The 6,196-nt window shown below is 63.7% G+C and carries 4 protein-coding genes; 3 read left to right on the forward strand and 1 reads right to left on the reverse strand.

The genetic code is table 11. The features are described 5' to 3' along the window. Positions 1–31: 31 nt before the first annotated feature. The 3 genes from CIT25_RS18710 (at position 32) to CIT25_RS18720 (ending at position 3,811) form a co-directional block, all read left to right on the forward strand. Positions 32–397, forward strand: coding sequence for an MmcQ/YjbR family DNA-binding protein (locus CIT25_RS18710; RefSeq protein ID WP_095486037.1), 366 nt, complete (start codon positions 32–34; stop codon positions 395–397). Positions 398–649: 252 nt separating this feature from the next. Beyond that, complete coding sequence (locus tag CIT25_RS18715) at positions 650–2,110, forward strand: L,D-transpeptidase family protein (protein ID WP_095486038.1); 1,461 nt, start codon at positions 650–652, stop codon at positions 2,108–2,110. A gap of 135 nt (positions 2,111–2,245) precedes the next feature. Then, positions 2,246–3,811, forward strand: a complete 1,566-nt coding sequence (locus CIT25_RS18720) for an MFS transporter (protein ID WP_095486028.1) — start codon at positions 2,246–2,248, stop codon at positions 3,809–3,811. A gap of 26 nt (positions 3,812–3,837) precedes the next feature. Here the strand turns inward: CIT25_RS18720 and CIT25_RS18725 are convergent, their stop codons facing one another. After that, positions 3,838–5,799, reverse strand: coding sequence for a M23 family metallopeptidase (locus CIT25_RS18725; protein WP_167391073.1), 1,962 nt, complete (start codon positions 5,797–5,799; stop codon positions 3,838–3,840). Positions 5,800–6,196: the final 397 nt, after the last annotated feature.

Genomic DNA, 6,196 nt, shown 5'->3' on the forward strand with positions numbered 1-6,196 from the left:
AGTCTGCTTGCATAAAATGGCGGGGGCGCAGATGACGCTGGATGACTACAACAGCTTCTGCGCCTCGTTGCCTGCAACGAGCCATGTCGTCCAGTGGGGCGGCGCCCATGTCTGGAAGGTCGGAGCCAAGGTCTTTGCGATCGGCGGTTGGAGCGAGGGGAAGGAGCCGTTCGTCACCTTCAAATGCTCCGACATCGCCTATGACATCTTGAAGGAACAGCCGGGCCTTCGGCCCGCGCCCTATCTCGCGTCACGCGGCATGAAATGGATCCAGCGCCAGACAAGCCAAAGCATGGACGATGACGCGCTGAAGGACTATCTGCGCGAAAGCCATCGCCTTGTCGTCCTCAAGCTGACCAAACAGGCGCGCAAGGAATTGGGGCTCGCCGCCAGCTAGTGTTCTTACTCAGACCGCCAGAAATCCGCCATCTTCATGCCCGGTTCATGTTGGAACCTTATGGTCGCCAACTGATTTGCTGGCGAAGGGGTTGATCTATCGCGTCGGCCCGAAAATCTAATTCGATTTTCAAAAAAGCGCGATGCGGAGATTAAAGTGTTAGAGCGTCCTTTGCGCGTCCGGAAGGACGCGCGGCGCTCTAAAGAGACAACGCCGGGCGGCGGCAATTACGGACCGGAGAATTTGGCCAACATGTTCCGCACGATCTTCACCCTTTCGGCGCTCGCCGCCGGGCTGCTTTCTTCGAGCGCAATGGCCGCGCCGACGGAAGGCATCGCGCCGCGACCTGCCCGTGCGGCCGATGCCGGTGGCGTGCTGGTCGCCCAGAACGGCGATTTCGACGTCTATTACGACGCCAGGGGAAACCGCGTCATCGTCGATGCGGAAACCGGCAAGGTCCTTGCCATCCAGCCGCCCCAGACCAGGTTCGATCGCCGTGCGCTGCGCCAAGAGCGCTTGCGCAATCTCGGACCGGTCGAGGACGACCGCTATTATCTCGATGATCCGGAAGACACGGCGCGCCTGCGCCGCAGGCAATTGGAAGAGGAAGGCCTGATCGTCGCGCCGCCGCCGGTCGATGAATACGATCCCTATAGCGACAATTCGATGGAAGCTTTTCCCGAAGCCCCGCGGGATGACGGCAGCTATGGCAATAATTATCCGGAAGCGCCGCAGCCGGCAAAGCCGCGCACCGTCAAACGCCAGCCGCTCGACGAGGCTTCGCTCGAGCCGACGGCGCCGGGCGACCAGGCGGCACTGCCGCCAAAGATCGGCGGCAAAACGGCGGTCGACCCGTCGCTCTCGCTCGGTGCACGCCAGGAGGTTGCCGCGTTGCAAGTGCTGCTCGACCGCGCCGGCGCTTCGCCCGGCGTCGTCGACGGGCGCTTCGGCTCGAATGTCGACAAGGCGCTCGCCGCCTATAACGAGATCACCGGCAGCAATCTGAGGTCCACCGATGTGGTCGGCATCCAGGCGGCCCTTGAGCAATCCGGCGGCGATGCCTTCGCCTCCTATAACATCACGCCCGAAGATGCGGCCGGCCCCTATGTTGCCTCGGTGCCGGAAGACTACAGCCAGAAGGCGCAGCTCGACCGGCTGAGCTATGTCTCCGTGACCGAAGCGCTGGCCGAGCGGTTCCACATGGACGAGAACTATCTGAAGGCGCTCAATCCGGAAGCCAATTTCAACCGTCCTGGCACGATCATCAAGGTCGTCAATTTCGGCAGACTGGTGGCGAAGCCGGTGGCAAGCATCATCGCTGACAAGGGCAAGAAGCAGGTCCGCGCCTATGACGCGTCGGGCAAGCTAATCGCGGCCTATCCAGCCACCATCGGCTCGGCGGACACGCCTTCACCCACCGGCACGCATGCGGTGTCGCGGGTCGCTCTCGACCCGAACTACACCTACAACCCGAACATCAATTTCAAGCAGGGCGAAAACAACAAGATACTGACCATCCCGCCGGGCCCGAACGGCCCCGTCGGCTCGGTCTGGATCGCGCTGGACAAGCCGACCTACGGTATTCACGGCACACCCGACCCCTCCAAGATCGGCAAGACCGAAAGCCATGGCTGCGTGCGGCTGACCAATTGGGACGCACGCGAACTGGCAAAAATCGTGTCGCCGGGCGTCACGGTGGAGTTCATCGACTGAGCGCCATATCCCAAATCCTTCGCACGACAAGGAACCGCGGACGGGCGACTTAGAGGTCTCGATCCTGTTCTGGTTTCAACGACAGCAAGCCTCTGGCCGGTTGTTGCGGGCGCGTAGGAAGTCTAAGCAGGCTTCATGCGTTCTCCATGCGAAGTCGGCGCCGACGCCGCCCCCCTGGTCAGGCCGCTCCCGGCCGATACGTTTTGCCCGCAATCGCGGCGCAGGTTCGTGCTGATCGCGGCGATCCTGGCTTCCGCGCTCGGCTTCATCGACGGTTCGATCCTGGCTATCGCCACGCCGGCGATCCGCTTCGACCTCGGCGCCAGTTTCGCCGAGGCGCAGTGGATTTCCAACTCCTATGCGCTGACGCTTTCGGCGCTCATCCTTGTCGGCGGCGCCGCCGGCGACCGTTTTGGCCTGCGGCATGCTTTCGTGGCAGGCATCGCGCTGTTCATTGCCGCCTCGCTTGCCTGCGCGGTGGCGCCGAATCCGCCAGTGCTCATTGCGTTCCGCGCCGTTCAGGGCATCGGTGCTGCCATCATGGTGCCGGGCAGCCTCGCCATTATCGCCAAGGCCTATCCGAAGAAGGAGCGCGGCAGGGCGATCGGCATCTGGGCGGCGGCCTCGGCGCTGACGACGGCGCTTGGCCCGGTGCTGGGCGGCGTTGTCTTGTCGGCCTTCGGCGACGGCATCTGGCGGGTGATCTTCGCGGTCAATCTGCCGCTTGGACTTGTCTCGATCTATCTCCTGCTCGCCAAGGTCCCGGCCGACGCTCCGACGGAAAAGCGCAGCCTCGATCTCGGCGGCGCTGCCCTCGCCACATTGGCGTTCGGGGCGCTTGCCTATGGCTTGACCTCGATGAGCGCAGAGGGCGAGGGGCAAATGTCCGGCCCGAGCATTGCCGCCGGCGCGGTGCTGCTCATAGTGTTCATTGTCTTCGAGCGCCGGCAGAGCGAGCCGATGATCGATCTCTCGCTGTTTCGGGTCGGCGCTTTCGCCGGCGCCAATGTGGCGACCTTCTTCCTCTATTTCGCGCTGTCGGCCAATCTGTTCTACCTGCCGATGCTGCTCATCGCCGGATGGGGGCTGAGCGCGGCCGAGGTCGGCTTCATCTTCCTGCCGCTGTCGGTCTTGATCGCGCTGTTGTCGGGGCCGATCGGCCAGTGGTCCGACCGGATCGGTCCGCGTTTTCCGATCGCCAGCGGCAGTCTTGTCGTCGCTGTCGCCTTTGCCGGGCTTGCCTTGCTGGCCTATGCCGGGATCCACAGTTTCTGGTGGGGAGTGTTTCCGCTGATGGCGCTGATGGGGCTCGGCATGGCGCTGGTCGTGTCGCCGCTGTCGACGGCGATCATGACGGCGGTCGAGGACAAGGATACGGGTGCCGCGTCGGGAATCAACAATGCCGTCTCGCGCATTGGCGGCCTGATCGCGGTGGCGGCGATGGGATCACTGGCGGCCTGGGTCTATGCGGCAGCGCTGAACATCGGTTCCGCATCCGGCGTTCCGGGTTTCGGCGAACCGGCGCCGGCGGGCCTGGCACCGGACCTCGATGCAGCAAGGCTTGCCGCCAGCGACGCAGCGTTCGCGGCCGTCGCCTTGGTGACCGCGCTGCTTTGCCTGCTCTCGGCGATCGTGGCGTGGACGACTGTTTCCGGCGAGCGACTGCCCTGGTCGCGTCGAGTTGAGAATCCGCAAAGCTGAGAAGCCCAGAAAGGCTCCAAGGTCGCTCAGCCTTCGATCTTGGCGCTCGCGACCTTCAGCGAATCACTGTCTTCCTGCTTGAGCAGGTCATCAATGCGCCCGCGCTCACGCTTGAAGGCGACGAGGTCGTCGCCCTTCAGCACCTTGCCGACCGGCAGGCGAACACGCATCGGGTCGACCTTGGTGCCGTTGACGATCAGCTCGTAATGGAGATGCGGACCGGTGGCGAGGCCGGTCTGGCCGAGAAAGCCGATGGTCTGGCCTTGGCGGACGCGCACGCCCGGCGCGATGCCTTTGGCAAAAGCGCTCTGGTGATTGTAGGAGGTCTCGTAGCCATTGGCGTGGCGGATGATGATCTGCTTGCCATAGCCGCCGGCCCAGCCGGCCTTCTCGACGACACCGTTGCCGGCGGCAATGATCGGCGTGCCGATGGCGGCCGACCAATCGACGCCGGTATGCATGCGCACATAGCCGAGGATCGGATGCCTGCGGGCACCGAAGCCGGAACGGAATTTTCCTGCCGGCAGGGGATTGCGCAGCAGGAATTGCTGGGCGCTGCGGCCGTCCTCGTCGAAATAGTCGGTGCTGCCGTCCTGCATCTGAAACCGGTAGAAATTGCGCGTCGTGCCGCTGAAGTTCGCCGAGACATAGAGCAGCTCGGATTCGTCGGAAGCCTGGTCGTCGCCGTCCGGCTGCGAGAACAGCACCTCGATGCGATCCGACGGGTTGAGCCGCGATTGGAAATCGACACCGGACGCCAGGAGCTTGATCAGCCGCTTGGTCATCGCCTTGGACATGCCGTAGGAGTAGGCGGCGCGGTAGATGCCATCATAGACGTTCGGCAGATTGCCGCGCACCACCGGTGCGGGCGAATCGTCGAATGCGGTCAGCAATTCGGGATTGGGCTCCGGCTCCTGCGCCGGCACATATTGGCCGTGATCGTCGAGCGCGATGGTGACAATATGCTGGGTCCGGTCGTAGATGCCGGTGCGAACGACCTTGGCGGCGTCGCCATGGATCTCGAGCCCGACGCGCAGCACGGTTCCCGCCTTGAGCGCTGTCGCATTCAGCAATTTGGCGATCGCCTCGGCCATGCCGGTGGCGTCCTCGCCCGTATAGCCCGAATCGGCGAAGGCCTCGACTATGTCGCGGTCTCGGGTGAAAGGGATGATTTCCTCGGCGAAGGCCGGCGCCTGATCATCGGGGGCAGCGCGCAGCGACACCGAGACGTTTTCAGGAACGATCTTGACGTCGTAGGAACCGGCCATGCTCTCGGCGAACGCATCGCCGAATCGCTGCGGGTCGACATAATGCAGCGATGCAACCTGCACGGCGCCGTCGCTCAGGCCCGTGCCGGCCTCGCGCACCACCTTTTCCACCTCGTCGGCGGACAAGTCACTCTTTTCGTCGAAGGCGGCGGTCTCGATCGGGAAATCGACCGTCTTCAGGCTCATCTCGCTTTCGACCTTGGCGCCATAGATCTGGCCGGCGGCGGCGGTCGCCGGCTGGCCGGCATTGTCGTCGCGGTCGTCGCCAAACACCTGCATCGGGTTGAAAGGCGGATAGGCGCGGCTGGTCGTGTGCGCGGCGGCAAGCGCCATCTTGATCTGCACGAAAGGCATGGTGTGGATGACGTCGCGGTCGCCGACCTTGGTCACCATCGACACTTCCATGCGCCGACGGTCCTTGGCCTTGGCGATCTGGCGCGGGGCCACCAGCCTGGTGGTCTTGGCGACCTCGCCGGAATCGTCGCCCCTAGCAAGGCTGATCAGTTCGGCGATCTCGGGTGGCGTTGCCAATTGCTGACGGCCGTCAAGGGCCGCGAACAGCGCCACGCCCATCAGCACGCTCGACGTCACGCCGGTCAGAAAAGTGCCCGACAGCCAGCGCGCCGAAATCTCGCGCCGGTCGGGCGGGCCACTGCGACCGTCCGCAATCAGCGGCGGCTCGTTGCCGAGTTCGGCTATGACATTTTCCGTATCTGGCATCCAGAAAGGCTGCTTCTTCCCCGGGCGGGACGGCTTGTCGCTTTTGTTGTGGCCATGACATTTGCCTGTCACGGCGGGCGAAGTCAACGAAGCGCCTGGCCTCGGCCGAAATCCCCAATCACACTTCTCTCTTAGTGGCTCTCTTACAGTCTCTTATAAGCGGCGCCGCGCGGGTGGTGCGCACGCCTGCTTTGTTGGCCTTGGTGTCAAGCCGTAATGCGGCGGCAATAGGGCTCCGGCATGGTGGTCGGCTTTGTTATTCCCGTGCCGCCGCGGAAGTCGGCTACCGAAAATCTTTTGTCGCAAAAAATTCAAGAAAGATTGAAATGGTTGTTGACAGTTTGGACGGGCGCCGACTATATACGCCTCACCAACGAGGGCGGCGCGCCGCTGGCGA

It is taken from the genome of Mesorhizobium mediterraneum (assembly GCF_002284565.1).
Classification (GTDB): domain Bacteria; phylum Pseudomonadota; class Alphaproteobacteria; order Rhizobiales; family Rhizobiaceae; genus Mesorhizobium; species Mesorhizobium mediterraneum.

Excerpts from the sequence above, each read along its gene's own strand:
- CIT25_RS18710 (WP_095486037.1), top strand. The coding sequence starts at position 32 with ATGACGCTGGATGACTACAACAGCTTCTGCGCCTCGTTGCCTGCAACG.
- CIT25_RS18715 (WP_095486038.1), top strand. The coding sequence starts at position 650 with ATGTTCCGCACGATCTTCACCCTTTCGGCGCTCGCCGCCGGGCTGCTT.
- CIT25_RS18720 (WP_095486028.1), top strand. The coding sequence starts at position 2,246 with ATGCGTTCTCCATGCGAAGTCGGCGCCGACGCCGCCCCCCTGGTCAGG.
- CIT25_RS18725 (WP_167391073.1), bottom strand. The coding sequence starts at position 5,799 with ATGCCAGATACGGAAAATGTCATAGCCGAACTCGGCAACGAGCCGCCG.